This is a genomic window from Escherichia sp. WS547 (assembly GCF_046486065.1).
GTDB classification, from domain to species: domain Bacteria; phylum Pseudomonadota; class Gammaproteobacteria; order Enterobacterales; family Enterobacteriaceae; genus Escherichia; species Escherichia coli.
The window spans coordinates 1-23,951 of record NZ_JBJQMA010000010.1; the positions used below are offsets into that span (position 1 = coordinate 1).

General features: G+C 46.9%; 18 protein-coding genes and 1 pseudogene. 11 read left to right on the forward strand and 8 right to left on the reverse strand.

The window, feature by feature from the left end; all coding sequences use genetic code 11:
• On the reverse strand, positions 1-61 hold a 61-nt coding region (locus ACJHWK_RS10960; RefSeq protein WP_001623223.1), incomplete at its 3' end, for an IS1 family transposase.
• Positions 62-89: 28 nt separating this feature from the next.
• A complete protein-coding gene (locus ACJHWK_RS10965; protein WP_244600512.1) occupies positions 90-404 on the reverse strand; it encodes a DeoR family transcriptional regulator in 315 nt (104 codons plus the stop codon).
• A 378-nt stretch (positions 405-782) separates the two neighbouring features.
• Here ACJHWK_RS10965 and ACJHWK_RS10970 point away from each other — a divergent pair, with 378 nt between their 5' ends.
• Positions 783-1,109, forward strand: a complete 327-nt coding sequence (locus ACJHWK_RS10970) for a hypothetical protein (protein ID WP_161544050.1) — start codon at positions 783-785, stop codon at positions 1,107-1,109.
• 48 nt (positions 1,110-1,157) lie between these two features.
• Here ACJHWK_RS10970 and ACJHWK_RS10975 read toward each other — a convergent pair whose 3' ends face one another.
• The 6 genes from ACJHWK_RS10975 to ACJHWK_RS11000 form a co-directional block, all read right to left on the reverse strand.
• The gene (locus ACJHWK_RS10975) at positions 1,158-3,758 is read right to left on the reverse strand and encodes a hypothetical protein (protein WP_086625227.1); all 2,601 of its coding nucleotides are present in this window, start codon (positions 3,756-3,758) and stop codon (positions 1,158-1,160) included.
• Between the two features lie 46 nt (positions 3,759-3,804).
• Positions 3,805-4,443, reverse strand: coding sequence for a hypothetical protein (locus tag ACJHWK_RS10980; RefSeq protein ID WP_021579294.1), 639 nt, complete (start codon positions 4,441-4,443; stop codon positions 3,805-3,807).
• Positions 4,433-4,633 carry a helix-turn-helix transcriptional regulator gene (locus tag ACJHWK_RS10985; RefSeq protein WP_000281555.1) on the reverse strand — a complete coding sequence of 67 codons (201 nt, stop codon included), beginning with the start codon at positions 4,631-4,633 and terminating at the stop codon, positions 4,433-4,435. The genes ACJHWK_RS10980 and ACJHWK_RS10985 overlap by 11 nt, the downstream gene beginning before the upstream one ends.
• 150 nt (positions 4,634-4,783) lie before the next feature.
• A complete protein-coding gene (locus tag ACJHWK_RS10990; RefSeq protein WP_086625229.1) occupies positions 4,784-5,914 on the reverse strand; it encodes a tyrosine-type recombinase/integrase in 1,131 nt (376 codons plus the stop codon).
• Positions 5,915-6,057: 143 nt separating this feature from the next.
• Positions 6,058-7,188: a hypothetical protein gene (locus ACJHWK_RS10995; protein ID WP_086625230.1), complete on the reverse strand. Its 1,131-nt coding sequence runs from the start codon at positions 7,186-7,188 to the stop codon at positions 6,058-6,060.
• 402 nt (positions 7,189-7,590) lie between these two features.
• Positions 7,591-8,823, reverse strand: coding sequence for a hypothetical protein (locus ACJHWK_RS11000; RefSeq protein ID WP_311264723.1), 1,233 nt, complete (start codon positions 8,821-8,823; stop codon positions 7,591-7,593).
• A gap of 306 nt (positions 8,824-9,129) precedes the next feature.
• Between ACJHWK_RS11000 and ACJHWK_RS11005 the strand changes: the two genes are divergently transcribed.
• The 10 genes and pseudogenes from ACJHWK_RS11005 to ACJHWK_RS11050 all read left to right on the forward strand — a co-directional run bounded on the left by ACJHWK_RS11005 (position 9,130) and on the right by ACJHWK_RS11050 (position 23,834).
• Entirely contained in the window at positions 9,130-10,653 is a 1,524-nt protein-coding gene (locus tag ACJHWK_RS11005; RefSeq protein WP_048266629.1) for a type I restriction-modification system subunit M, read from the forward strand.
• On the forward strand, positions 10,643-11,917 hold the full coding sequence (locus tag ACJHWK_RS11010; protein WP_094319091.1) for a restriction endonuclease subunit S: 1,275 nt from the start codon (positions 10,643-10,645) through the stop codon (positions 11,915-11,917). Before ACJHWK_RS11005 ends, ACJHWK_RS11010 begins: the two co-directional genes overlap by 11 nt.
• The gene (locus ACJHWK_RS11015) at positions 11,914-12,597 is read left to right on the forward strand and encodes a YecA family protein (RefSeq protein WP_063078877.1); all 684 of its coding nucleotides are present in this window, start codon (positions 11,914-11,916) and stop codon (positions 12,595-12,597) included. The genes ACJHWK_RS11010 and ACJHWK_RS11015 overlap by 4 nt, the downstream gene beginning before the upstream one ends.
• Positions 12,542-14,404: a cold shock domain-containing protein gene (locus ACJHWK_RS11020; protein ID WP_225567503.1), complete on the forward strand. Its 1,863-nt coding sequence runs from the start codon at positions 12,542-12,544 to the stop codon at positions 14,402-14,404. Before ACJHWK_RS11015 ends, ACJHWK_RS11020 begins: the two co-directional genes overlap by 56 nt.
• Before the next feature lie 69 nt (positions 14,405-14,473).
• A complete protein-coding gene (locus ACJHWK_RS11025; RefSeq protein ID WP_410234837.1) occupies positions 14,474-17,758 on the forward strand; it encodes a type I restriction endonuclease subunit R in 3,285 nt (1,094 codons plus the stop codon).
• On the forward strand, positions 17,755-18,510 hold the full coding sequence (locus tag ACJHWK_RS11030) for a M48 family metallopeptidase (protein ID WP_021567410.1): 756 nt from the start codon (positions 17,755-17,757) through the stop codon (positions 18,508-18,510). Before ACJHWK_RS11025 ends, ACJHWK_RS11030 begins: the two co-directional genes overlap by 4 nt.
• An 86-nt stretch (positions 18,511-18,596) precedes the next feature.
• A pseudogene (locus ACJHWK_RS11035) lies at positions 18,597-19,099 on the forward strand (IS1 family transposase); the annotation flags it as partial.
• Positions 19,100-19,154: 55 nt separating this feature from the next.
• Positions 19,155-20,323, forward strand: a protein-coding gene (locus ACJHWK_RS11040; RefSeq protein ID WP_410234838.1) for an IS3 family transposase whose coding sequence is annotated in 2 segments (ribosomal slippage) — positions 19,155-19,404 and positions 19,404-20,323 — 1,170 coding nt in all. Because the reading frame shifts where the segments join, the coding sequence is not laid out codon by codon here.
• A 24-nt stretch (positions 20,324-20,347) separates the two neighbouring features.
• Positions 20,348-21,799 carry a DUF262 domain-containing protein gene (locus ACJHWK_RS11045; protein ID WP_000443938.1) on the forward strand — a complete coding sequence of 484 codons (1,452 nt, stop codon included), beginning with the start codon at positions 20,348-20,350 and terminating at the stop codon, positions 21,797-21,799.
• Positions 21,792-23,834 carry a DUF262 domain-containing protein gene (locus tag ACJHWK_RS11050; RefSeq protein ID WP_410234839.1) on the forward strand — a complete coding sequence of 681 codons (2,043 nt, stop codon included), beginning with the start codon at positions 21,792-21,794 and terminating at the stop codon, positions 23,832-23,834. Before ACJHWK_RS11045 ends, ACJHWK_RS11050 begins: the two co-directional genes overlap by 8 nt.
• The last annotated feature ends 117 nt before the right edge of the window (positions 23,835-23,951 follow it).

Sequence of the window (23,951 nt, forward strand, 5' to 3'; positions counted from 1 at the left end):
CGTTACGCACCACCCCGTCAGTAGCTGAACAGGAGGGACAGCTGATAGAAACAGAAGCCACTGGAGCACCTCAAAAACACCATCATACACTAAATCAGTAAGTTGGCAGCACCACCCAGTAGCCTGTCATCCCAGCGAGGGAACAGCCCTTCAATGCCCAGGATGCGCGTGAAATGACGTAAATCAGCATTGCTGCGTTGACCGAGAACACCGTTAGACAGGCGATAGCGACCATTTTGTCGAATCAGACTAAGATAGCACAGGCGCTGAGTAAGATCACGACGAATAGTTTTTTCGCAAACGTTAAATTCCTCAGATAGCTCCCGGACGGCTAGTGACTCACCATTGTTCAGGCGAGTTAATATCAATCCGAGTCGATATCCAAGTTTATCGTGCTTACCCATTCGTTTATCCGGTTAATGCCAGCGAAGAGGATATTTTCAGCAAAGTAATGGACAGGATGAGTCCACTTTTACTGTGACGGAGAAAAAATTAACTCATTAATTATCAATGTATTAAAACATTGCTGGAATCATCAAATAACATGTGGACTCATCCTGTCCATGTGTATTTTTACGCTCAGGGTGATAATTATTATCCTGACCTGTACATGACCTGTTTTTGCTGCATATTTGGCCATGCACTTTTGCCATCAAGTCGGAGAGGCAGGGGGGAACGTAAGATCCGAAGGATAGAGAGGTTATCAGCAATTACAATGATGATTAATATTTTCGTAATATCGGAGAACATCATATTAGTTGAAATAACATAAAGGTGGTTCTATGTATTTACATATCAGAAAGTATCAACTCGTAAATGCGAGATGGCGTGATGTCATTGATCTGACAGATTATGAAGAAACAATCAGGCAGGTTGTGAGTACATTATTTGGAAATGATTTTATTGAGGTCAGCGTTGAAACAAATTGTTTTACTCTGACAGTAAACAGTACAAGCAGTAAAATACCACACGGCATACTGGTGAATATGGGGAAAAGGCTGGCGGCTAATCTCCAGAGTATCACCTGTCATGCCATGCGGATCTATCATGTAAATGGTCATCCTGACGCGCGGCAGTTATTTCACTGTTTTGATGCCGATTGCCTGTGATTAAGCCCCCAACTTCTGTTAAAGGAGTTGGGGGAGATTTAACGGTTATCAAACTGGAAGACAGAATGTCGGATATTTACGGGCTATGATATCCATCAGTGACTTCATTCGCGGTGTTACAGAACTAAATTTCATTTGGGGTATTTTTGCTCTTACCGCATTTTTTACATCAGTCACCGTTACTGAATAGCCTTCTGACGTCAGCCATTCAGCAACCTCTTTACAGGAATAACTTTTTTTATCTTTCGGCATCAGCCCCCATTGGCACTGAGTCAGCGCCCGGAGAAATAGTCTGACTAAAATATCATCACTACGTTTGCTTCCGACTTTTAGTTTCATATCAGAAAACACCGTCCGGCAATAGAGAAAATCACACCAGTCATCCCAGTCAGCCAGGGTCTTCAGTGTATGCGTTTGCCGCCAGTCGTCGAAAAGGGAGCGTTGCTGCAGAGCCTCTTCCATATTATCCCACGGGCGGGAAGACATCAGTAAATGCCCTTCATTCATGGCGGGCTGTACGGGCTGGCGTTTGAAATCGAATTCCAGATTAAGACGGATATCCTGTTCCCGGGATACCAGATCGCTTTCCGACAGCCACATCTCACGCGTTGATATCAACGTACTTCGGGATAACGTCTGACCGGGTAAACGATTAAGGTAAAGATCTACCATATAGTCGTTATAGTCACTGCGTGGAATATCGGCAGGAGGTTTGACGCCAGCCCTGGCATGAACAACAGGTTTTCCCTGAATAGCTCTATAGGTTAACTGCCCCCGGGTTTTCATGGCGATAAGCTGGCTGACCTCATGCTTACATGTCAACATTGATGAACCCGGATCAACAATATCGCACAGCGACTGGAAGCGGGAAGACAGTGGACCGCTCATGTTTATCTTGTCAAGTGGGCAATTTGTCAAAAAACCATCGGTTGTGACGCTGACAACCGATGAATCAGAAGGCAAAGCATTCATGAGTTCCCCGACAACGGCGCGGATAAATCCCGTTACATGCGCAGCAAAGAATGGCTGAGTAACCGATGATGGTGGGAGGGATCTGTTTAATCCACGGGCAGTATCAAAGGCGGTTTTGGCGCGAAGGCCCTGAGCAAGTTTGCCATAAAGCGAGTTGCCAATTTCTTTCCAGAATTTCTCCTCCAAAGAACCTTTAATATGGCGATTACGGTTCTCACGGACCTGTTGAACAAAGGGAAGAAACACCGATGTTGATTCGCTGTTATGTGGGGAGGTGTCACAGATCCAGGGGACGATGATCCCATTATGGATCGTCATCTCTGCCCCGAGCGACAGAGCAAGTTCGATTTCAGGTGCCGTTGCCCATGATTCGCCACTTAATGGAAAGAATAACCCATATTGATCGGTCCGAACCGGCAGGCTGGGATAGGGAACTGATTCCGGGAACCGAAATGTGACAAGCGCAAACCCCATCACATGCCCACAGTAATCGTCCGGATTTTTACTGAGGCGGATGTTTCCGTAATCGGGTATGAGGATATCTAATAGCCCGGTGGTATACGCTCCAGCCAGATCGTAGTCATACCAGTGATCAGACGGTGTAACCCCCATCATAAAACACTCATTGCGTCCGCCGTGGTAACAGTTGATCGGGAACGTTTCAAACAGCTCTCTTGAAGGAACACTGGCGGGGTTTTTAATTGTCCGGAATGCCTGTTTCTCCGTGAGCCAGAGTTCACGGGTTTTAATGTGTGTCCCAAGGCAGACTTCAGGAGACATATTGTTTTCTTTAAGTGTTTTGGTGAACCGTGAAACTGCCATCGCCCCGATGGTGGCGGGGACACGATCAATCATCAGCTCCCGGGCGCAAAAATTGCGAACCTGTAAAGCATAACGAACCGCAATCTCGGCATCCCGCAGAGCATAGGCTTCAAACCCTGCTCTGTCCCCCAGAAGATATTCACGCATATTGGTTATGGAATAAGGGGCAGGAATGGTGAGTTTGGGAAGACCCAGTAATTCACCACATTCAGCCAGACCCATACCCCCGGGAGTGATAAGCAGTGTATCGATGAAAGCTACGTTACTGCAACGCGGAGGGGAAGTTCGTTTGTCAAACATTATCTGTTCAGTCTTTACGCGACGTTCCTGCTGTTCATCAAAATCGATACCGTAACGATTTTTGAAGCTGCTGACAGTACCGCGTATTCCTTTCAGAAGAATTTTGTAGTCTGACCAGAAATTAGCAAAGGAGGCGATATCCGCACGAATGAAATGCGCATATATATTAATAATACCGGGCCATTTTGTAATCACACCCGTTTCAAGAAGCGGTGTAATCGTTTGACAGAGAAATTCCTTAAAAGACAGCCGGGATTTTTTCTGTGAGTCAGGTGGATAGATAATGTTCGATATACCTGTATTATCGGGTAAGACAACATAACTCTGATATGACAGAATATCATTCTGTTGTGTTTCAGGATTGAAAACATATTCGGTATCAAAACCGATATGGAGTGTCAGGTCACTTGAAATAACAGATACTTTTTTTGATGCAGGTGGTATCACAGGATAATCATCAAGCGTTTTAGGTCTTTTAAGATTGAGCGCTGGCTCTGAAGTCACGGACTGATACCCCGAGGCGGCAGCGAGGATGTCCTGCAAATTATTGCTCATAGTTAACTCCGAAAAAATGCCGGGAGCTGTGTCCCGGCATAAAGAATCAAGATTTAATAACATTTACTACAGATTTGAAAATATCGGTTTTGCGTGATTCATCATCTGCATGGATAAATGAAACGAGGTTCCTGCCTGCTTTAATCAGGATGCCACGTTGCGTCTTTTCCACAGATGGGGTGACGCGTGCAGATAACAGACAATTTTCATGTAACTGAAGAAACTTTTTTGAGGCGTAGCCGCCATGCAGTCGGGCTTTAATTTCATTATACATATCATCAAGAGAACCGGGTTCTCCTGATTCACTCAATACCGGATAGCCCTTCTTATCAAAAAGGCTGAGGATAGATTTACCATCATGTTCGAACAAGGTAACACCGTAAATGTATTTCATTCGAAAGGTGAGGGCGTCGGTGGTGTAGATCTCCTCCTGACAACTGAAATTTTTGAGACGCCTGGCTAATTCATTAAAAACAGCACGAGCAGTAGCCGTGTCCTGCAGGGTGTAGGTATAAAGTACGAAGCCATCTGTGCCGATGAGCTTTACTAAGTTGTCCATAATCGTGATAGCGAGAACTAATGCAAAGGACAGATATTTTTCATCGTTGTCTACAGCTGTGCTTGCTGATTCAGGAATAATGTTCAGTGCATTATTAGCGTTATTTTCCGTGTTCTTAGTAACCATTTATATCACCTTTAAGTTTGTTTTGACGATGTGCATTTTCCCACTCAACAATATCGTCAAGAGAGAATCGTATAGCCCGCCCAATTCTGATGAAGGGCGGGAGTTTTCCTGGGTTGCGCGATATATCTGACGCAACCGTGGATGCGGAAAGATTAAATCTTTCTGCAAACTGCTTAATGGTTAAATACATAAACCTCCGGTTTTAGAGAAGAAGAAGCCACGCGGATTTAATATCAATCCACATTCTTTGATGGCTTAATGCAGGGCCCTGCAGAAGCATGCAATGACAATACCGTCCTTAAACGAGTGTTGCATCAATCACGAATCACAGATCATAGGTTCATTTTTTCGTGTCATAACTTTCTATGACCTGAGAAACCACTGCGTGCGATGTCGCTGCATTGTGAAAAGCGTAGCGACGGGTCGCCGTGAGTGAATGGTGATTTAGCAGATGGGAAGCGATTGCAATATCCCCGGTCGCCTGTAGTACCCGGGTGGCAAAGGTACGGCGCAGGTCATGCATCCGCAGGTTATCAATGTTGGCATCCCGACAAATACGGGCAAAGGTTGCACGCGGATATGCCAGAGGGCGGGCATTGTCGGTTAGTTGTGGAAAAATGTAAGTTTTGCTGAGCATCAGGTCCTGCTGGCACTGGACAACTGCAATGGCTGGAGGTGCAAGTGGGCAGGTGAAAGGGTGTCCGGACTTTGTATCAGGCAGTATGAGTTGATGCATATCCGGGTGCCAGTACTCCCATTTCAGGGTACATACCTCACCAATACGCATCCCCGTATAAAGAGCAAGCAATATAGAATCAGCTGCCGGTGTTTGCAGCGCTGTTGCCGCGTCAATAAAGCGCGGGATTTCTGTCGCTGATAGTGTGCGATAGCGAATGTTATTTTCTTTCAGATAGCGGACATGTGTCATCGGGGAATGCGTGATCCATCCAGCACGTACTGCCAGAGAGCATATTTTGGACAATATTGCGAGGATCCGGTTTACTGTTGACGGACGTAATTTTTCCCGTAAGCCAGCAGCATATTGTTCCAGTTCCCCTGCCGTGATGTCGCGAAGTTGCCGCTTGCCCCAGAACGGGCGAACGTAGAGGTTGAGTTTTGACAACTCTGACTGAGGACTCTTTTTATACAACTGCAAATCCGGTAGCCACAGGTCATTGATGGCCTGTTCCACAGTGAATCGACGGGACTGAACCGCAAGACGATTTTTATCAGCAAGCAGTTTCATCACATGCTGACGGGCATCCTCAACGCAGAGCTGAGGGAACTGACCCAGGGTTTCATATATACGCTGATTGTTTATAGTGGCACGAAAGGCCAGCGTGATCCGATTGGGATACACCAGAGCACGCAGGTTTTGGCAGTGAATATCACGGTATTCCTGACAACCCGTGAGGGGATGTGGAAGTTGGTGAATTGATTTGTTGCTGAAACGCAGATCCAGAATAGGCATCGTATTTCTCCTGTAAATGACACTGGAAAAATACGATGTGAGGTTATAGTCTGCCAGTTACAGCTTTCACAGTTCATCAGGTGAAAAAACGCAGATTCGGATATAATGGCAACACAATTCCATGTCGCCATTATATTAAGAAACTACAGTTTCATGATCTTGTTCGCTATTTTTTCGAAATAAACCTCATTCTTAAGAAGAGTTATATTGTTTGTTTGAACACCCAGACCACTGGAGGTTGACTGGAAGTTGAGTGAACCACTTATCACTGTGGACTTTCCTGATAAAAAGGAAATCAACTCCTTGGAAGATGGTGCCCACTCAGGGTTTAAGAGTAATGCAATATAGATATATGTCTTACGAAGCAATTGTTCGATATCTTTTTTATGCCCTGTAGTGTTTTGCTTACCTTTAATGCAAATAGATTTGATTATGAACTCATCAGGGCTGGTTAAAGGCGTTTTAAACTTATTCAGTGATCCATCGTTATGAATGACTTCATAAGGCAGCATAGATAAAATGATCAATGCAATCATTTTAGGATGATAAAGGTAGTTATCACGAATGATTTTTCCTGCCTTCATTGTATTGAGCGTTGTTTGAATAAATACAAAAAGATATTCAGAGCAAAAGTAACAAAACACAAGCCAGGATAGGTCAATGGCTGGAATGTTAATATCCTTAGGTAGTTTGTTTAGCCAGTATTCAGACTTCAAAAAGGTCCTGATTTCAACAGTATATTCATGCATTTTTGCGCTGAAATCAAGCATTGCTACTTGACCTGATTGTTCCGTAACTGTGTGGTCTATAAATGTTAGTGTATTGCACATTTTATCCAGCGTGTTTAGAAAACAAGAAAGGAGTTCGGCATTATTATTACCATTAACCGCAGATGAAAGTTCAGTTTTAATAAATGCATCCAGTAGCATACAGATTTCTTTCGGAATTACATTTTTACGGGATTGCTGTGAATAGAAATATACTGCCAGTAAATTAAAGGCAGTGCACTCCTTTTTTAACCATTGTTCGAGCACTGGGACGTGCTGAAAAAAATTGATATGCTTAGCAGTAGATGCTGATGGAGATAGTACATGAAGAATATCTACAGCAGGCTTCATTTGCAATATTTGATCGGATTCGGTAGTCGTCATTAGTTCCAGTAATTGCTGTTCAGAAAATAGTTTAGACAGGTGATCAATGTCTTTTTGGTATTGATTAAGTTTTGTTAAATTCCCCGGTATACGGGTTACATTGTTTTTCATTTTCTCGAACATAATTTTATCCTCGTTTGAATTATTACACTGATTTAAAAAGTAGCATGTCGTGTTAGCGAGGTAATCCTAAAACGTGAATGGCAGCAGGGGCAAGCTTGAATCTGCGTAAGGATATGGCTTGAATTTAATGGTGTAATCAGTGAGTTAGAGGCTTATAGCTATTTAAATACAATAAGTTATGACGGTGTGTGGCGGGTGTAAATCGGTTAGTTTTTATGGTTAAAATATGAGCACTATGAGGTTTCAGAGATGGTGGTGTTTAAATTACATAAAACCAAGGCCTGATAATCAGTATCAATACCGGAACGATGTCATATGATTAACACTGTCTATGGCATTGATAATGATCTATGCAAGGCTGAAATTAGCTCTGCTTCACGATGATATAGTGTTCTCTAAAGATTAAAAGGAAATAAACAGAGCCTTTCGCCGATGAATCAATGTGCTGATTTCCCTCAAATCAGCCTCAATACTACCAACATCACCAAAGACTTCACCTCTAATCTCACTTCGATTTTTCATGAAATTGGTGCTTAATAAGCTTTCTTTTTTTAATGCCATTAATTTTGGTTTTATATCGTTATAGAAATGCTTACGGCTTACCCTGATGCTATGAATCGAGTAGTAAACTGTTTTATACATCAAAAATATAAGTAACTGGCCGAGAAGATATTCTTTTTCAATGTATTTATATTGAGAGGATTCTTCGCGTTTCGCCAGGTAGAAAACATGAGGTGCGATGATGGTGGGGATAAAATCCAGTGCTGGAGAGGTTTTGGTTTTTTCTGTTTCTCTTCCGGATTGAAGATGTTGAAGTACAGAGTATGCAATGCTTAATATTATGGCATTGCTTATATTATTAATTTCAGTTGGGTAAATATGCAGGTTGCTTATCAATTCTGAAAGGCAAAGTAAAACACCAGTGATGTTGGGTTTTCTGCCGGAGATTGTGGTGCTGTTGAAAATGTGACGATTCTTACGACTTATATTGACAAGTTTATGAGTGCAGAATTCTATATGTTCGACGATTTTATCTTGACTATTTTTAATGTATTTTGAAATGTTAGTGATCCGGCCATTCAACGTTAGTTCATCAAGCAATATATCATTTTTAATATTGCGAATTTCATCGCAATGTTCACATTGAGAAACTATCTCATGTAATACATAACTCGACGTATTGCGGGGTGACGCTGATATGTAATCTAAAATAGAAGGCTCGATTTTGATTTTTTGTTTGTATTTTTTAATGCACTGTTTGATTGTTTTTTGTAGAGTATTTGAGATGTGTTTTTTATATTCTTTTAGAAAATCTTGCTCTAAAAAGAGTGAGGAGAAGATCAACTGCTGGCGAGATAATTTAATCTCAGGCTTGATCAATTTAATCCGAAAAACTCTTCCCTCCAACTCATAGCTGAACATGGAAGATAAGTCATAGTGGGGTGATAAATGTTCGAGTAACGACATTCGTGTATTCATTAGCCGCTTGAATTTATGGTCAGCATACATAAGTGTTTTTTTTATTTGCTCATCGTAAAGTGGGCCGATAACGCAGTTGGTAATACTCATACTATCCGGAGACCTCCAGTCAGCAGGGGAATCACATTGACGGTCATCATTACTATCAAAGGGCATCAACGTTGCCGATTATGGATCATGTCAGCTCCACACACCAGAACGGGTGATATATGGATCATCATTACCCCAACGGCAGTTTTACACCATGGCTAATATGGATGCTATCTTACTAAGATAATTGGTTTTTAGCGAGTGACGAGCCAGGTTGTGTCAGTCTGTCTCATGTCGATATTACGGGGATGATGCAAACCTGAATGCTGCGATATTGGCGTGTCAGGGGAGGCATCTTACGGTATCATTTACCGCAATTTTTAAGATGCAAAGCCCTGCATCGCTAGCTTTTTCTTCAGACCAGGATGATTCATGAACGACAAAATCAGTCAGGACACGATCAACAAAGCCCTGTGGGCCGCGTGTGATACGTTCCGTGGCACCATCAGTGCTGATACCTATAAAGACTTTATCCTTACCATGCTGTTCCTCAAGTACATTTCAGATGTCTGGCAGGATCACTATGACGAATACAAAGAACAGTATGGCGATGCGCCGGAACTGATTGAAGCGATGATGGCCAACGAGCGTTTTGTACTGCCAAAAAGTGCCAGCTTTTATGCGCTGTACGAACGCCGCCATGAGCCGGGTAACGGTGAGCGTATCGATCAGGCGCTGCATGCGATTGAAGAAGCCAACGGCACCAAACTGAAAGATGCCGGGAAAAGCGTGTTCCAGGATATTTCGTTTAACACTGACCGCTTGGGTGAAGAAAAACAGAAGAACACCATCCTGCGCCAGCTGCTGGAAGACTTTGCCGGTGAAGATCTTAACCTGAAGCCAAGCCGTGTAGGTACGCTGGACGTTATCGGTAATGCCTACGAATATCTGATTAAAAACTTTGCCGCCAGCGGTGGGCAGAAAGCCGGGGAATTCTATACGCCGCCGGAAGTTTCGGACCTGATTGCAGAACTGCTCGATCCGCAACCGGGTGATACCATCTGTGACCCTGCCTGTGGTTCTGGTTCGTTGTTAATGAAGTGCGGGCGTAAGATTGTCTCCGGGCATGAAAGCCGTAACTATGCTTTGTTCGGTCAGGAAGCGATTGGCTCCACGTGGTCGCTGGCGAAAATGAATATGTTCCTGCACGGGGAAGACAACCATAAAATCGAGTGGGGCGATACCATTCGTAACCCGAAGCTGCTCGATAAAAATGGCGACCTGATGCTGTTTGATATCGTGACCGCTAACCCACCGTTCAGCCTCGATAAGTGGGGCCATGACGAGGCCGAGAACGATAAGTTTGGCCGTTTTCGTCGCGGTGTACCGCCGAAGACTAAAGGAGATTACGCTTTTATCTCGCATATGATCGAAACCCTGAAACCGGGAACGGGTCGTATGGGCGTAGTTGTGCCACACGGTGTGCTTTTCCGTGGCTCCAGCGAAGGTAAAATTCGCCAGAAACTGATCGACGAAAATTTGCTGGATGCGGTAATTGGTCTGCCGGAAAAACTGTTCTACGGTACGGGGATTCCGGCTGCGATTCTGATTTTCAAAAAGCAGAAAGTGGATGACAAGGTGCTGTTTATCGATGCCAGCCGTGAATTCAAGGCAGGTAAAAACCAGAACCAGCTTAGCGAAGAAAACATTAAGAAAATCGTCAAGACCTACCGTGATGGCGATAACGTTGAGAAATACGCCTATCTTGCCAGCCTGAAGGAAATTCAGGACAACGATTACAACCTCAATATTCCGCGCTATGTCGATACCTTTGAGGAAGAAGACGAGATCGATTTGCTGGCTGTGCGTGCCGAACGTGAGCAATTGAAAGTGGAACTGTCAAAACTCGAAACAGAGATGGCGGGTTATCTGAAGGAGCTTGGTTATGGCTCGTGAAATAATATTGCAAAAGCTGCCTGTAGGGTGGAGCTACAATTTATTGGATAATATTGCTGAAAGATGCAGTGGCCATACACCGAGTAAATCATTCCCGGAATATTGGAATGGTGGCATTAAATGGATTTCCCTCGCTGATTCATGTCGCCTTGATAAAGGGTACGTTTATGAAACCGATAAAGAAATATCTCTAGAGGGCATCAAAAATAGTTCAGCTGAAGTACATCCGGCGGAAACGGTTGTATTATCGCGTGACGCAGGTGTTGGCAAGAGTGGTGTTATGGCTACGCCAATGGCTGTGAGTCAGCACTTTATTGCCTGGAAATGTGATAATAAAGAAAAGCTTCATAGTTGGTATCTTTATAATTGGTTGCAGTTAAATAAAGAAGAGTTCGAAAGGCAAGCTGTTGGCTCTACAATTAAAACAATTGGTCTTCCATATTTTAAGAAATTAAGAATAGCTGTTCCTCCTTTTGACGAACAAAAGAAAATCGCCCAAATCCTGTCAACCTGGGATAAGGCGATTTCGGTGACGGAAAAGCTTCTCACCAACAGTCAGCAGCAGAAAAAAGCCCTGATGCAGCAATTGCTTACCGGGAAAAAACGCTTGCTGGATGAGAATGGGGTGAGGTTTAGTGGGGAGTGGGAATATACCATTTTCGGCAACTTGGGTGATACCTATACCGGTTTAACAGGGAAGACCAAGGAGGATTTTGGTGCAGGTAAGCCATATATCCCTTACATCAATATTTTCAAAAATTCCAGAATCGATATTCAAAACCTAGAGTACGTACAGGTTAATGATGATGAGCGCCAATCCGTTGTAAAGTACGGCGATATATTTTTCACTACATCATCGGAGACGCCAGAAGAGGTTGGGATGTCTTCGGTTTTATTGGAAGAGGTTAGTGAGGTTTTCTTAAACTCATTTTGCTTCGGATTTCGATTGAATAACTTCGAGACTCTTATTCCAAAATATGCTCGTTACCTATTCCGTAGTGAACATGTACGCCGTCAAATTTCGACATTAGGTCAGGGAGTAACTCGCTACAACCTCTCAAAAAGGCAATTGATAAAGTTAGAGCTTAAACTCCCCTGTGTTGAAGAACAGCAAAAAATCGCAGCCGTACTTTCTGCTGCGGATGCTGAAATCTCCACACTTGAGAAAAAACTCACCTGCCTGAGAGATGAGAAAAAAGCCCTGATGCAACAGCTACTGACTGGCAAACGTCGTGTTAAGGTCGATGAGGCGGTTGCCGAATGAAACTGACGAAAAGCGGTCCACTGACTGACCGGGAAATCGACTGGCTGGAAGAGGTGTTGCTGAAATACGGCAATGATGACTCTGTGCTCTGTTTCTCTGAGCTGGATGGCTTTCTGACAGCGATTGTCTCTGGCCCGAATACGATTTCCCCTAATACCTGGCTCAGTGCTATCTGGGGGCGAGGTGATTACCACCCTCGCTGGACCACTGAAAAAGAGATGACGCGTTTTGTGGGGCTGTGTTTTCAGCATATGAACGATATCGCTGGCTGCCTGTATGAGGCCCCTGAACAGTTTGAACCGATTTTCAATGGACGTGAGGTGAAGGGGAAGACATATACCATCGTCGAAGAGTGGTGTTTCGGGTATATGAAAGGCCGGTCTCTGGATGACTGGTCAGCCTTGCCAGAGGCCTTACGTCCCTCGCTGGAGGCGATAGCCCTTCATGGTATCGAAAAGAACTTCCCAGTGGTTGAGAAAATGTCACCTCTTCAATTTGAACAGAGTATTACTCTAATTCAGCCTGCGGCACTGGCGCTTTACCAGCACTGGTTGTCGGTGAGAATGTCAGAGGCATCATCCCGGCCTGTTCCCGTGAAGGGGGCAGAAAAACTGCCCGGTCGTAATGACCCGTGTCAGTGTGGCAGCGGTAAAAAATTTAAAAAGTGCTGCCTGCACTGACAAAGCGGAAGGGGGCTTGCTCATGGCAGTGAACAATCTGGATCGTTCCCGGTGGTACATAGGAAATGTTCTCTGGTTCGGAGGCTACAACAGCAAAACGGATCGGGAGAATAACTTTGGTTTTCTCTTATCAGAGAATGGTAATGAGCTGTTTTTTCATAAGAATGAGATAAGCCGGAACTATACACCCGCTGACAATACACCGGTGCTGTTCAGGGAAGGTACAGGTAAAAATGGTAAGCCTACGGCTTTTAACGTTCACTTGCTTGATAAAACAGATGAGGAGACGGCTGAGCTCCTCATTGAATATCTCCGGGCTATTATTGAGGAGGGCGTTGATTTCGCTCGTTGGCGTTATCGTGACTGCGTTATTAATTTCCTCACTCAGTCCTTTGGCGAAAGGGCTATAATTCGGTTAGTTACCAGTGATATAGCTGCTACAAAAGTCTTGCCGCTATTTTTAAAATCACGTAACTACGATAACCAGTTTGCACTTTTCGCCTCTGATAAGAATTTTGATGATTTGACCGCACAACAAATATCTCCTGTGGTCATGCCTTCGTCATTTATCGATAATAACATTGATCAGTTCGCTGTTTGGGTGAAAAGGTGTTCTGCGGCTACGGATTGCCAGGGGGCTTCAACATCGGACATCATCAATGAATTACTCAGCCATATATCTATAAGTGCTATTCTCTACCTGGCTTTTTACGATTGTATAAGTAGCGAGCGGATTCTTGAGCATCGGCATGATGATATAAAGAATTTTGTTCGACGTAGTTTCACGAAAAATAAAATGGATATAAAACCGTTTGTCCGTGATGCCTATCAGCAGAAATTCTCATCGAGAGAGCAATTTTACAAGCATTCCGTGATTAGCCCTTTTGTCAATAAGTATTTGATTAAACAGAAGATGTTTAGGAAAGATTTCAGTTTTGTTAATGATGTTGAATCAAATGCTGAATTTTCTTCTGACCCTGAATACTTTATTCTGAGTAAATTGTTACCGCTGATTGGGCGTAACGATGAACAGTCCGTTCTGAGTATTATTCTGCATGAGATATGGCAGGGAGTGTTGTCGGGTAAAATCCCGGTAAGCCATCCTTCTGTTTTCAAATTGTTCCCACAGTGTAGCTCATTGAAAATTCGTTCCCGGAATTTAAAATTATCCTGTGAAGCATTTCACTGGAATGCAAAACAGTCTGATGGAACGATAGAGAAAAAATACCTTTGTCGTTCGAAAGTCTGCCATGATCCGCAGGTACTACCCGAGCTCAGTCGGGATTACATCGACTTTACTATTTATGACTGGCTTGCGCACTATGGCATGACCTATATGGTTGCAGGAGAACCATCTAAGCGGGATTTCCCAATTAAACTGGCTGGGTATTTCAACCGTATCAGAGAATTACATTCCCGCTTGCATTGCCGAAGTTGTGGGGTGCTGATGGTTCCAGATATGAAATATGCTCGTGTCGAAGTCAGCGTCTGGGATACAAAGTCGAAAGGATTTGTGAAACAACCTTTCCAGGCCGCGTATCGCCTGACCGTCTTTAAATGTGCCAGTCATTCGTGCGAACAGTTTGGTATCGGGCATTACATTAATCACTGTATTGGTTACAAATGCAGCGAAATAATTGACGCCAGGGATTTGCATGAAAAATGTTCAGAAGGACGATTTATTTGTGCATCCTGTGGTTCCTGCTGTACGACGCATCAGGAGAAATTTGGTAATGTAAACAAGGGCGAAACAGAACAGGTCAAGTACAATCGCCTTTATCGGGACTCGCCGTTCTTTTCATCATAAGTCTTCGTTCATTTTGAGTATGTCCGTAAGGACATACAGTTTCACCTCTTAGCCAAGAAGGATTACCGGGTGGATAAGCACTACCAACCTAAATTCCAGGAAGAATACAGCGCCAAAATCCCGGCACTGACGTTACTGACCAGCCTCGGCTGGACGTTTTTATCTCCGAAACAGATTATGGATTACCGGGGCTATAAACAGGATGAGGTGGTGCTGCGTCCGGTTCTGCGTGAAGAGCTGTCGAAGCGTTCCTTTATGGCGGGTGGCAAAACCTGCCAGTTATCGGAAAAAGCACTGGATAACCTGATATCACAGGTCTGTTCTCCGGCGCTGAATGAAGGGCTGCTCAAAGCCAATGAACGGATGTATAACCATCTGCTCTACGGTATCGCCGTCACGGAGTTTGTCGATGGCAAGAAGGTCAACCCCACCATTGCGCTGATCGACTGGGAACATCCGGAAAATAACCAGTTCCACTTTACTGAAGAATTTACGGTATTGCGGTCAGGTGGTGTTGAAACCCGCAGACCGGATATTGTGTGTTTTGTGAATGGTATCCCGCTGGCCGTCATTGAAGCGAAAAGCCCGGCGGGTCACGGCAAGAAAGGGCCAACCATTGACGAAGGGATATCCCAGAGTATCCGCAATCAGCTCAACGACGAAATCCCGCAGCTGTTTGCTTACAGCCAGATATTACTGTCGATTAACGGGCATGACGGGCGCTACGGTACCTGTCATACACCAATGAAATTCTGGGCGGCATGGCGCGAAGAAGATATTACTTACGCGCAGATGTATGCGCTGCGCAATCATAAGTTATCGACTGAACAAATTCATGCGTTGTTTGATCATCGTCCTTCAGCCGATCTCGACTGGTACCAACAGTTAATCGCCGCCGGTGAACTGGCCGTCAGCGGGCAGGATAAGCTGCTCATCAGCCTGCTTTCACCGGAACGTCTGCTGGAGATGACCCGCTTTTTCACCCTGTTTGATAAAAAGACCGGGAAAATTGTCGCCCGCTATCAGCAGGTGTTCGGGATTAAAAGGCTGCTGGAACGCATAAGCACCCGCAGACCGGACGGGGGCAGAGAAGGTGGTGTGATCTGGCATACCACGGGGTCCGGTAAATCGTACACCATGGTGTTCCTCAGTAAGGCGCTGATTCTTCATGACAGCCTGAAGCAGTGTCGCATTGTGGTGGTGACGGACCGTGTCGATCTTGAAGGGCAGCTCAGCAGTACCTTTGCATCCGGCGGCGAGTTGGCCGGGAAAAAAGACAAAGCCAATGCAATGGCGACATCCGGGCAGATGCTGGCGAAACAGATTGGCTCCGGTAAAGAACGCATCATTTTCACCCTAATCCAGAAATTTAATTCAGCGACAAAACTTCCTGAATGCGTCAATACCAGCCCCGACATCATCGTACTGATTGATGAAGGACACCGTAGCCAGGGTGGTGAGAACCATGTGCGAATGAAACTGGCACTGCCGAACGCCGCCTTTGTGGCATTTACTGGTACGCCATTGCTAAAAGAAGATAAGACCACCAATAAATTCGGACCTATTGTCCACGCTTATACCATGCAGCGAGCGGTAGAAGATAAAGCCGTTACACCTTTGCTGTATGAAGAACGTATTCCCGACCTTGAGGTTAACGATCGGGCAATAGATGCCTGGTTTGATCGTATTACCGATGGGTTAAGCGAAGCGCAAAAAGCCGACCTTAAGCGTAAATATGCCCGTAAAGGTGAGGTTTATAGTGCAGATGATCGCATCCGTCTGATCGCACTCGATATCGCCACGCACTTCTCGAAGAATATTGATGAGGGACTGAAAGGCCAGCTTGCCTGCGACAGCAAGATTTCCGCCATCAAATATAAAAAGTATCTTGATGAAGCCGGGTTGTTTGAGTCAGCTGTAGTTATCAGCCCGCCGGATACCCGGGAAGGGAATACTGAGGTGGATGAAAGCAAACTGCCGGAAGTGACGAAATGGTGGAAAGATAACGTCGGCACGCAGGATGAGTCTGTGTATACCCGCAATATCATCAGTCGTTTCGATACCGATGAGAAGCTCAAATTGCTGATAGTCGTTGATAAACTGCTCACCGGGTTTGATGAGCCGAAGAATACCGTGCTGTATATCGACAAGCCGCTTAAGTCCCACAACCTTATCCAGGCGATTGCGCGGGTGAACCGACTGCATCCACTGAAAAAGTTCGGTCTGCTGATTGATTATCGCGGTATTCTGACTGAGCTGGACACGACTATCGGCAAATATCAGGACCTCGCCTCCCGAACTCAGGGCGGATACGATATCAAAGATATTGACGGGCTGTACAGCGCCATGAGCTCTGAATACAAGCGTCTACCGCATCTGTATAACCAGCTGTGGGCCATATTTGCCGGTGTTAAAAACAAAAATGATACTGAGCAGTTACGTGCGGTACTGGTGCCTAAAATGGAAGAACGTGACGGAGAGATGGTCGATATCCATCAGAAAACCCGTGATGATTTCTTCGAGGCGTTAACGGCCTTTGCCGGATGCCTGAAAGTGGCACTGCAGTCCGCTACCTTCTTCACCGACAAGAGCTTTACGGAACAAGACCGAAATCTCTATAAAGAAACCGTAAAACAGATGTCCAGCCTGCGCCAGTGGGCGATGCAGGTCAGTGGAGAGCAGGTCAATTATGACGACTACGCTGAGCAGGTGAAAAAACTGCTGGATAAGCATGTCACCGGCGTTGAGGTTCGTGAACCGGATGGCGTGTATGAAGTCGGTAAAATGGGCAAGAGAGAAAAGCCCGAAGAGTGGGACAACAATAAAACCCGCAATGAAACCGACATCATTAAAACCCGTGTGACAAAGATGATTGAGCAGGAGCTGCGTGATGACCCGTATGCTCAGGAAGCCTTTTCAAAACTCCTGCGTATGGCTATTGAAGAGGCTGAAAAACTGTTCGACCATCCGTTGAAACAGTATCTCTTGTTCCGTGAATTTGAAGAACAGGTTGAAGCCCGTAAGCTCAGCGATATCCCGGATGCACTGGCGGTAAACAAGCATGCTCAGGCGTATTACGGTGTATTTAAAAAAGAGCTACCTGAGGTTTTTGCGGTAAACGACGTTCAGGTGCAGGATAAGTGGACGAAGCTGGCTTTTGAAGTGGACAACATTATCGTCAAAGCGGTGGCAGAAAACTCCCTGAACCCCCAGGACATTGAGAAAGTCGTTAAGACAAGTCTGCTACCACTGCTGTTTACGGCCTGCCGGGAAATTGGTGCCGGAATGAATCAGGTAAACCGTATTGTGGAAACTATCATCCAGATACTGCGCGTTGGTTTGATGAAATCATGAGTGAAAAAGAGTCGCCAGCAGTGAAAGCGTTACGCATTGTTTATGGTGATGATGTCATCACCGTACAGTGTGTTCCGCGTCAGGTCGTAAAGGGCAGGGTGCTCATCAAGGTTTATCCGGACTGCCGGGTTGTGGCCTCTGTACCGCCTGAAACACCGGAGCACGAGGTATTGTCTGCGCTGAAAAAACGTGGGCGCTGGATATACCAGCAACTGCGTGATTTCAGGGAGCAACAGACACACATTGTTCCGCGTCAGTATGTCAGCGGAGAAAGCCATTATTATCTCGGTAAGCAATATCAGTTGAAAGTGACAGAAGACGCTACTGTGCCGCAACGAGTGAAAATGTTGCGTGGGCGTCTGGAAGTGACTGTCAGACACAAATCGGCAGAAAAGATTAAAGCCTTGCTGGCTGAATGGTATCGGGAACGTGCCAGAGATGTTTTTCAGCGCAGGCTTGATTTACTGATTCCGCAGACCCTTTGGGTCAGTGAGCGTCCTCCGATACGTCTGCGGGCGATGCAAACGCAATGGGGCAACTGTTCAGCAAAAGGCTGTCTGACCCTGAATCCATGGCTGGTTAAGGCATCCTCAGAATGTATCGATTATGTTTTGCTACATGAGTTATGCCATGTGGCTGAGCACAACCACAGCGAGGAGTTTTACCGTCTGATGGGGCAGGTTATGCCGGGCTGGGAAAAGGTTAAGAAGCGACTGGATGGTATGGCTGGGATGTTGTTGGCAGATATGTAGTTTCTAACTTATTCCAATGGGCTCATTTGTCGGTGATGCTGCCAACTTGCTGATTTAGTGTATGATGGTGTTTTTGAGGTGCTCCAGTGGCTTCTGTTTCTATCAGCTGTCCCTCCCGTTCAGCTACTGACGGGGTGGTGCGTAACGGCAAAAGCACTGCCGGACATCAGCGCTATCTCTGCTCTCACTGCCGTAAAACATGGCAACTGCAGTTCACTTACACCGCTTCTCAACCCGGTACGCACCAGAAAATCATTGATATGGCCATGAATGGCGTTGGATGCCGGGCAACAGCCCGCATTATGGGCGTTGGCCTCAACACGATTTTACGCCATTTAAAAAACTCAGGCCGCAGTCGGTAACCTCGCGCATACAGCCGGGCAGTGACGTCATCGTCTGCGCGGAAATGGCCGAACAGTGGGGATACGTCGGGGCTAAATCGCGCCAGCGCTGGCTGTTTTACGCGTATGACAGGCTCCGGAAGACGGTTGTTGCGCACGTATTCGGTGAACGCACTATGGCGACGCTGGGGCGTCTTATGAGCCTGCTGTCACCCTTTGACGTGGTGATATTGAAGTGGTTTACTGAATTTGGCCACCTGAACAGAGGTGATATGCTCACCTCAGAACAACACAGGAGTCATAATGAAAAAAAGAAATTTCAGCGCAGAGTTTAAACGCGAATCCGCTCAACTGGTCGTTGACCAGAACTACACCGTGGCAGATGCAGCCAGCGCTATGGATGTCGGCCTTTCCACAATGACGCGATGGGTGAAACAATTACGTGATGAACTGCAGGGCAAAACACCAAAAGCCTCCCCCATTACCCCGGAACAAATTGAAATCCGTGAGCTTAGGAAAAAGCTACAACGTATTGAAATGGAAAATGAAATATTAAAAAAGGCTACCGCGCTCTTGATGTCAGACTCCCTGAACAGTTCTCGATAATCGGGAAACTCAGGGCGCGTTATCCTGTGGCCACTCTCTGCCATGTGTTCGGGGTTCATCGCAGCAGCTACAAATACTGGAAAAACCGTCCTGAAAAGCCAGACGGCAGACGGGCTGTATTACGCAGTCAGGTACTTGAGCTACATGGCATCAGCCACGGTTCGGCCGGAGCAAGAAGCATCGCCACAATGGCAACCCGGAGGGGCTACCAGATGGGACGCTGGCTTGCTGGCAGGCTCATGAAAGAGCTGGGGCTGGTCAGCTGTCAGCAGCCGACTCACCGGTATAAGCGTGGCGGTCATGAGCACGTTGCTATCCCGAATCATCTTGAGCGACAGTTCGCCGTAACGGAACCAAATCAGGTGTGGTGCGGTGATGTGACCTATATCTGGACGGGTAAGCGCTGGGCGTACCTCGCCGTTGTTCTCGACCTGTTCACAAGAAAATCAGTGGGCTGGGCCATGTCGTTCTCGCCGGACAGCAGGCTCACCATGAAAGCACTGGAAATGGCATGGGAAACCCGTGGTAAGCCCGTCGGGGCGATGTTCCACAGCGATCAAGGCAGCCATTATACGAGCAGGCCGTTCCGGCAGTTACTGTGGCGATACCGGATCAGGCAGAGTATGAGTCGGCGTGGAAACTGCTGGGATAACAGCCCAATGGAGCGCTTCTTCAGGAGTCTGAAGAACGAATGGGTGCCGGCGACGGGCTATGTAAGCTTCAGCGATGCAGCTCACGCAATAACGGACTATATCGTTGGATATTACAGCGCACTAAGACCGCACGAATATAATGGTGGGTTACCGCCAAACGAATCAGAAAATCGATACTGGAAAAACTCTAACGCGGTGGCCAGTTTTTGTTGACCACTTCATACCGCAGGAGGCATGATGGAGAGCATTAATAATCAAGTGCAGTCGGTACGCCAGTTGCTGGCCATTCCCCAACTGGCCATCCCAAGCTATCAGCGACCTTACCGCTGGGGCTCCAAGAATATCTCGGATCTCTTTACCGATTTGGCAACCCATCAGGACAAGAGCGCCTACCGGCTGGGCTCGGTGGTGTTTCATCAGCACACCGATAGTGAGCAGGGCGAGATGCTTGATATCGTCGATGGTCAGCAACGCACCCTGACCCTGATGTTGACCGTCAAGGCGCTGATCGAGGTGCTGGATAACGAAAATCGCAGTGGCAAAGAGAAGAGTATCCGGTTTCAACGTCAGGATCTGCGTGAGCAATTGCAGGTTTTGCGTGGACCTATCGATGCGTTTATGCAGCGCCAGCGCTTCCCCAGCCGGGATTCGGAGTTCAACCTCAGACGCAACTATCTGGAGTTGCGTCGGCTGGTGGCCCGCCCTGAGTTTGACGAGCAGCAAATTGACTTTCTGCTCAACCGCTGTCAGGTGGTCTGCTTTGTACTGCAGGATATCTCGGAGGCGTTCCAGTTCTTCGATTCGCAAAATGCCCGGGGGCGCGATCTGGCTCCTCACGATCTGCTCAAGGCATTTCACCTGCGCGAGTTTGCCGGTCATGAGGCCAATCTCAAGGCCGAGGCGGTCGCCCATTGGGAGCGCCTGCCAAGCGACGAGCTGGCCAATCTGTTCGCCCTCTATCTCTATCGGGTACGCCAGTGGGCCGAGGGCAAGTCGGCCCGCTACTTTGGCAAGGGGGAGGTGGATCTCTTCAAGGGGGTCAACCTAGATCGGGTAGGGCATTATCCTTACGTGGAGTCGCTGCGCATCGCCCACCACTTTGTCGATGAGTACAACAGCCAGTACCAGCGCAAGATTGACGGCCAGTACATGACGTTTCCCTTTCATCTCGACCAGATGATCATCAATGGTCGGCGCTTTTTCGAGATGGCCGAGTACTACCAGACGCGGGTGGCCGCCATCGTGGCCGAGGAGTCTGATTCCGGCAAGGCGCAATCTGCCACCCTGCTCGGCGAAACGCTGACACCGATGGCCAGCAAGGTGCTATCGACCCTGGGCAGCTACGAGCGTCGCCACCGCACCGGGGATCGTTATGTGCGGGCCATGTTCGACTGCGCCCTGATCTTCTATATCGACAAGTTCGGCAGCCAAGGGCTGTCACTGGCCATCGAGAAGTGCTTTATCTGGGCCTATCGCTGCCGCATCCGCCAGCAGGTAGTGCAGTTGGCAACCATGGATAACTATGTGCTGGAGCACAATCTGATCCGTGCCATTCGTGATGCTCGTCTGCCGGGAGATCTGCACGGCTTCCCTTTGCCTAGCATGAGCAGTCGAGAGAACAAGAACAATCGCAATGGTGCCGAAGATGAGCTGGTCGGGCTGTTTCGGGAGATGAAATATTATGAATGATGCAGGCGTTCGCCCCTTTTCCATTCGTGCACTGCTTGAAGATCGCGCCCGCTATCTGGTGCCCATGTACCAGCGCAACTATGCCTGGGGTGAGGGAGAGATCACCCAGCTGCTGCAGGATGTTCTGGATTATCAGCAAAAATTGGTCAGTGGTAAGGGGCCGCAAACCTACTATATCGGCACCCTGGTGGTGTTTGCCCGGGACGATGGCAGTTTCGAGGTAATCGATGGCCAGCAGCGCTTTACTACCCTCTCTCTGCTGGCCAATTGGCTCAAACATCACGCGATAGATTCGGTGGATATGAGCTGGTATCAGACCATCAACCTCGCTTTTGAGAGTCGCCCGATATCGAGCCATACCTTCGAGCGCTTATGGCAGGGTGTTGCCCCCTACGATTTGCGGGGGAGTACCTTCAATGAAGGTTTGGTGAACGGTTTTGAGCTGATTGGCAAGGCAATGGCGGATCTTGGTTTGGTAGGGGCTAAACTGACGGCCTTTTGCGACTACCTCTTCAAGCATGTGCAGATCTCTCGTATCGAAGTACCCAAGGATACCGATCTCAATCACTTCTTCGAGGCGATGAACAATCGCGGCGAGCAGTTGGAAAAGCATGAAGTGATCAAGGCGCGGCTGATGGAGACGCTGAACCAGATACCCGAGGAAGAGCATCGTCGCCAAAGTATTCATATCCTGACCCGGGTATGGGATGCCTGCGCCAATATGGAGCGCTATATCCAGTACGGCTTTACCCCGCAAGAGCGCCACCGTCTGTTTGGTGAGAGCGACTGGGGTCAGTTTGTGCCCCGTGATTTTGCCCATCTGCTTGATCTGCTAGGATCCCCAAACACGGCCGACGCTGCCGATAAAAGCCGTGCAGCTGCCGGTAGCCAAGGGCGCACCTTGTTGGCCATTTTGCAGGATGACAAGCTTGATGGTGAGCAGACGGTGGAGGAGGAGAGCGCAGGTTCCGAGCGCTTTAACAGCGTCATCAACTTCTCCAACTTCTTGCTCCATGTGCTGCGACTCGTGAGCCGCGACCCGGGTGATACGGAGGGGGTGCCGCTTGATGATAAACAACTGATCGATCAGTTTGAGCTGCGAGTGATAAGGCAACCGGATCCAGTAGCGGCAGTTCAGCGTTTTATCTATGGCCTGTTAAAGAGCAAGTATCTGTTTGATCAGTTCATCATCAAGCGCGAGTTTGCCGATGGCAAGGATAGTTGGAGTCTGAAGCGGCTGCACTGGTATTCGGAAAAGAGCGTCAGTTACATCAATACCTTTGATAAGGATGAAAATGAGAATGGTTTCTCTGGTGTTAACCGGCGGGTCCTGATGTTGCTGTCGGCGTTTCATGTGTCGACCCCGACCCTGGTTTACAAACATTGGCTGAATGGTGCACTGAGATATCTGTTCGACAATTGTCACCCTGATCAACCGGTGGATGCCGGGGCTTATCTGTCCTATCTGGAGAGTCAGGCTCGCCGCTTTGTCTTCCAGCGCTTTTTGGCGCCTGGTGAAGGGGCTTCCTATTACCAGATGCTCTACCTTGATAACGCCCTGTTGCCCGCCATCAATGTGGATGAGAGTTGGCACAAGGTGATTACATCCAAACTTCGCTTCGGTCATATCGAGAACAACTTTGTCTTCAACTTCCTCGACTATCTGCTGTGGGTACGAGATCGGAATAGCGACAAAGTTGCTGGCTCCTTTGAGTTCACTTTCCGCAGCTCGGTGGAGCACTTCTCACCCCAGCATCCGATGGATGGCTATAAACCGGTTGAGCAGAGTGCACTCCATTCGTTTGGCAACCTTTGCCTTATCAGCCACAGCAAGAACTCGCGCTTGAGTAACTTCCAGCCGCAACAGAAGCAGGAGCACTTTGAAGCAAGCCTTGCCAATAACCAGACTGATAGTCTTAAATTGCTTGCTATGATTCGGCTGATGAAAGATAAAGGTCGTTGGCTGGAAGATGAGATAGCTGTGCATCAACAAGATATGTTGCAGGTCTTACTATCCAATCAAATTCAGCAATAACGGATTGAATCTGTTTATGAAATTTGGCTGCTATCAACTAATGGGCGTTAAGTTGATTGTATGATCTGATTGATAAAGAAGGGGAGACTAAAAATCTCCTCTTCTTTGCAGCAGTTT

What these genes read in the sequence shown, in the direction of transcription:
- ACJHWK_RS10965 (WP_244600512.1), bottom strand. Translation starts at nt 404, where the DNA reads ATGGGTAAGCACGATAAACTTGGATATCGACTCGGATTGATATTAACT.
- ACJHWK_RS10970 (WP_161544050.1), top strand. Translation starts at nt 783, where the DNA reads ATGTATTTACATATCAGAAAGTATCAACTCGTAAATGCGAGATGGCGT.
- ACJHWK_RS10975 (WP_086625227.1), bottom strand. Translation starts at nt 3,758, where the DNA reads ATGAGCAATAATTTGCAGGACATCCTCGCTGCCGCCTCGGGGTATCAG.
- ACJHWK_RS10980 (WP_021579294.1), bottom strand. Translation starts at nt 4,443, where the DNA reads ATGGTTACTAAGAACACGGAAAATAACGCTAATAATGCACTGAACATT.
- ACJHWK_RS10985 (WP_000281555.1), bottom strand. Translation starts at nt 4,633, where the DNA reads ATGTATTTAACCATTAAGCAGTTTGCAGAAAGATTTAATCTTTCCGCA.
- ACJHWK_RS10990 (WP_086625229.1), bottom strand. Translation starts at nt 5,914, where the DNA reads ATGCCTATTCTGGATCTGCGTTTCAGCAACAAATCAATTCACCAACTT.
- ACJHWK_RS10995 (WP_086625230.1), bottom strand. Translation starts at nt 7,188, where the DNA reads ATGTTCGAGAAAATGAAAAACAATGTAACCCGTATACCGGGGAATTTA.
- ACJHWK_RS11000 (WP_311264723.1), bottom strand. Translation starts at nt 8,823, where the DNA reads ATGCCCTTTGATAGTAATGATGACCGTCAATGTGATTCCCCTGCTGAC.
- ACJHWK_RS11005 (WP_048266629.1), top strand. Translation starts at nt 9,130, where the DNA reads ATGAACGACAAAATCAGTCAGGACACGATCAACAAAGCCCTGTGGGCC.
- ACJHWK_RS11010 (WP_094319091.1), top strand. Translation starts at nt 10,643, where the DNA reads ATGGCTCGTGAAATAATATTGCAAAAGCTGCCTGTAGGGTGGAGCTAC.
- ACJHWK_RS11015 (WP_063078877.1), top strand. Translation starts at nt 11,914, where the DNA reads ATGAAACTGACGAAAAGCGGTCCACTGACTGACCGGGAAATCGACTGG.
- ACJHWK_RS11020 (WP_225567503.1), top strand. Translation starts at nt 12,542, where the DNA reads ATGACCCGTGTCAGTGTGGCAGCGGTAAAAAATTTAAAAAGTGCTGCC.
- ACJHWK_RS11030 (WP_021567410.1), top strand. Translation starts at nt 17,755, where the DNA reads ATGAGTGAAAAAGAGTCGCCAGCAGTGAAAGCGTTACGCATTGTTTAT.
- ACJHWK_RS11045 (WP_000443938.1), top strand. Translation starts at nt 20,348, where the DNA reads ATGGAGAGCATTAATAATCAAGTGCAGTCGGTACGCCAGTTGCTGGCC.
- ACJHWK_RS11050 (WP_410234839.1), top strand. Translation starts at nt 21,792, where the DNA reads ATGAATGATGCAGGCGTTCGCCCCTTTTCCATTCGTGCACTGCTTGAA.